Consider the following 2402-nt stretch of genomic DNA (forward strand, 5'->3'; position numbering starts at 1 on the left):
GGATTCAGATACCAAGGCGGGCTCCCCTTGAAATTGCCAGTGCGGCGCGGATGCACCGGGAACGATATCCCCGCGCTCACGCCTGCTCTGGTGACTAGATGTGCTCGACTGAAGTATCGATCCGCATGGCCACCTCACGCCTGGAGGGGCCTGCCTGTGTAGGTCCAGCGGAAAGGCTTGGCGAGGACATGGTTAAAGTACCGGATGAAATTGAGCACGCGAGATTGAAGATCGTCGAGCGAGGTAAAGCTGGCGCGCTTGAGCAGTCGTCGCGCGAGGATAGAGAACCAGATCTCGACTTGATTGAGCCACGAGCAGTGCCGTGGGGTATAGACGAAGCGGATCCGATGGGTGGGGTCTTGCAAGAACTCGCGGCGCGTTTGCTTCGATTGGAGAATCCCGCTCTGGCCTTTGACGCCGAGTGCTTGTTGGATGCCGCAGCGTCTGGCCACTAGCTCAACCAGGGTTGCCGAGTGATGGGTATTGAGTTGATCGGCCACGAATATCCAGGTCGCGTCAGGATCGGTCTCGATAGTCGCTTCAAGGTGGGCGGCGAAATCCGCCGCAGTCCGCGTCCGCCCGAGCGTAGGGCTGAGGATTTCTCCGGTGACGACATCGAAGTTCGCGATCAAACACAAGGTACCGTGGCGGCGATATTCGAACTCTCTACGCTCCACTAAACCAGGCCGAACAGGTTTGGTTTCATGCAGGCGTTCCAGCGCCTGCATGCCGGTTTTCTCGTCCACACTCACGACGTGCGCGCCAACCGCGGCAAGCGCCGGCGCGGTGCGGTAGATATCGCAGATCCGCTCGACATCCGCTTGGTACTGTTCGGGGGTTTCACGCTTGTCCCGCGAGGTAAGCCAGTATTGGCTTTTGTGCGGTCGCAGGTCCGCAGCGCTAAAAAACGGTCGACCTGTCGTGGCGAGATGCTCTCGACGATGCCCCTCTTGATCGCTTCTCGCGACAGCTCCGCAGGCGTCCAGTGCGACACTGGCAGCCCGCTGTCCGAGGGCGGCTCGCAGGCCAGCGCAATAATCCCGGCGATCTGTTCAGCGCCAAACTTCGCGGGCGCACCACTGCGCGCAGCGTCCGTCAAAATACCGAGGACCAATTTCTCCAAATCGAGGTCCTTCGCGCCCGCAGTCTCCGCTGCACGCAACGAGGCCATCCCCTTCGCCCAGCGATGCCGCCACCGACGAACTCGCTGGCGATCAATGCCAAGCTCGCTCGCTTGCGATTCGTTGTGTCGACCCGCTGCCGACAACAGCACCACCCGACAACGCTCCACCAACTGTTGCGCCGACTTCTTGGTCCGTATGAATCCCTCAAGGATCGCACTCTGCCGAGGCGTTACCGCGATGGCCACCGATCTTTTGCCCATAAACGACTCCAACTCTAAAGATCGATTTACTATGATCCCCGTGCGATCAACACGCAAGCGGCTCGTGACTTCAGCCGCGAACATCTAGTTCAAAAAAACTCTCGAAGGGGTATCCCCGGACGCCGAGCATGGCGCACGTTCTGTTCATTGATATTGAGCGCAGTTACACGCCCATGCAGATCAGGGAACTTGCCACCAGAATCGACGCGAAAACCAATCCCATGCGCGGGGGGGACGCGCCTATTCTCAATGAACCGGGCGTTAAAAATGTAGAGCCCGAACCGGGCGCTCGCCCCCTGGGAGTTCGTTTCCGCGAAGTGCTCGCGAAGCACCCGAAGATTAAGGTCCGCTTTGAAGGCAGTACTGACGGGCTGAAAGATAAATAAATCCGGGAGCGCCATGGATTTCAGCATGGTGTCGATGCTGAGAAAATGCGGTTTCGATTTCGGAGAGACGGTTGATCTGCTGTGGGACTGGCCGTTTGGTAGCAAGGATCCGCAGCGCCAAGAACAGTCGGCGCGCTATTGGGAATGGTGCTGGAAGAATACAGACGTATCTCTAACCAGCAGGGCCGACGACGAATTGACGGGAAAAGGTGATGAGCGCACGGAGAGGCGGAGTGATAAAGCGCGCGTCACTGAGGATGTAGCTGCGCTTATGTTCAGCCAACGCTATGCGGATACGCTTCGCTACTGCCACCAGAACAAAAGCTGGCTTGGATAGAGAGGTTCACGTTGGGCGGAGGACAAGACGCTGGCAGTGTTTGATCTCGTGCGGACTTGCTGTAGGCAGACGGATCAGTCAAACCTAACGAAGGCTGCGGCCGTCGCGGCAGTCGAACGCCTAGCAGCGTCAGATCGCCGACATGCGACGTTGGTAGCCGATTTCGATGCCGATCCGTGGCTGCTTAATACGCCGGGTGGCGTTGTCGATCTGCATACGGGTGCCCTGCGGCCACACGACCCGGGCCTCTTGATGACAAAGATTACGCGCGGGACGCCCACCGGGACGTGCCCGC

4 protein-coding genes and 1 pseudogene are annotated in these 2402 nt (G+C 59.0%); 3 read left to right on the plus strand and 2 right to left on the minus strand.

Annotation, left to right across the window (positions count from 1 at the left end):
• Positions 1–134 precede the first annotated feature (134 nt).
• Together QZV94_RS24545 and QZV94_RS24550 are read right to left on the minus strand one after the other, a co-directional pair.
• The gene (locus QZV94_RS24545) at positions 135–746 is read right to left on the minus strand and encodes a transposase (protein ID WP_293683028.1); all 612 of its coding nucleotides are present in this window, start codon (positions 744–746) and stop codon (positions 135–137) included.
• Positions 747–748: 2 nt separating this feature from the next.
• Positions 749–1384: a helix-turn-helix domain-containing protein gene (locus tag QZV94_RS24550; protein WP_293683030.1), complete on the minus strand. Its 636-nt coding sequence runs from the start codon at positions 1382–1384 to the stop codon at positions 749–751.
• A 128-nt stretch (positions 1385–1512) separates the two neighbouring features.
• Here QZV94_RS24550 and QZV94_RS24555 point away from each other — a divergent pair, with 128 nt between their 5' ends.
• From QZV94_RS24555 to QZV94_RS25320, 3 genes and pseudogenes are all read left to right on the plus strand, one after another.
• Positions 1513–1770, plus strand: a complete 258-nt coding sequence (locus QZV94_RS24555) for a hypothetical protein (protein WP_293683032.1) — start codon at positions 1513–1515, stop codon at positions 1768–1770.
• Positions 1771–1783: 13 nt separating this feature from the next.
• Positions 1784–2107: a hypothetical protein gene (locus QZV94_RS24560; RefSeq protein ID WP_293683034.1), complete on the plus strand. Its 324-nt coding sequence runs from the start codon at positions 1784–1786 to the stop codon at positions 2105–2107.
• 15 nt (positions 2108–2122) lie between these two features.
• Positions 2123–2402, plus strand: a pseudogene (locus QZV94_RS25320) (hypothetical protein); the annotation flags it as partial.

The organism is uncultured Phenylobacterium sp., assembly GCF_902826855.1.
Lineage (GTDB): Bacteria > Pseudomonadota > Alphaproteobacteria > Caulobacterales > Caulobacteraceae > Phenylobacterium.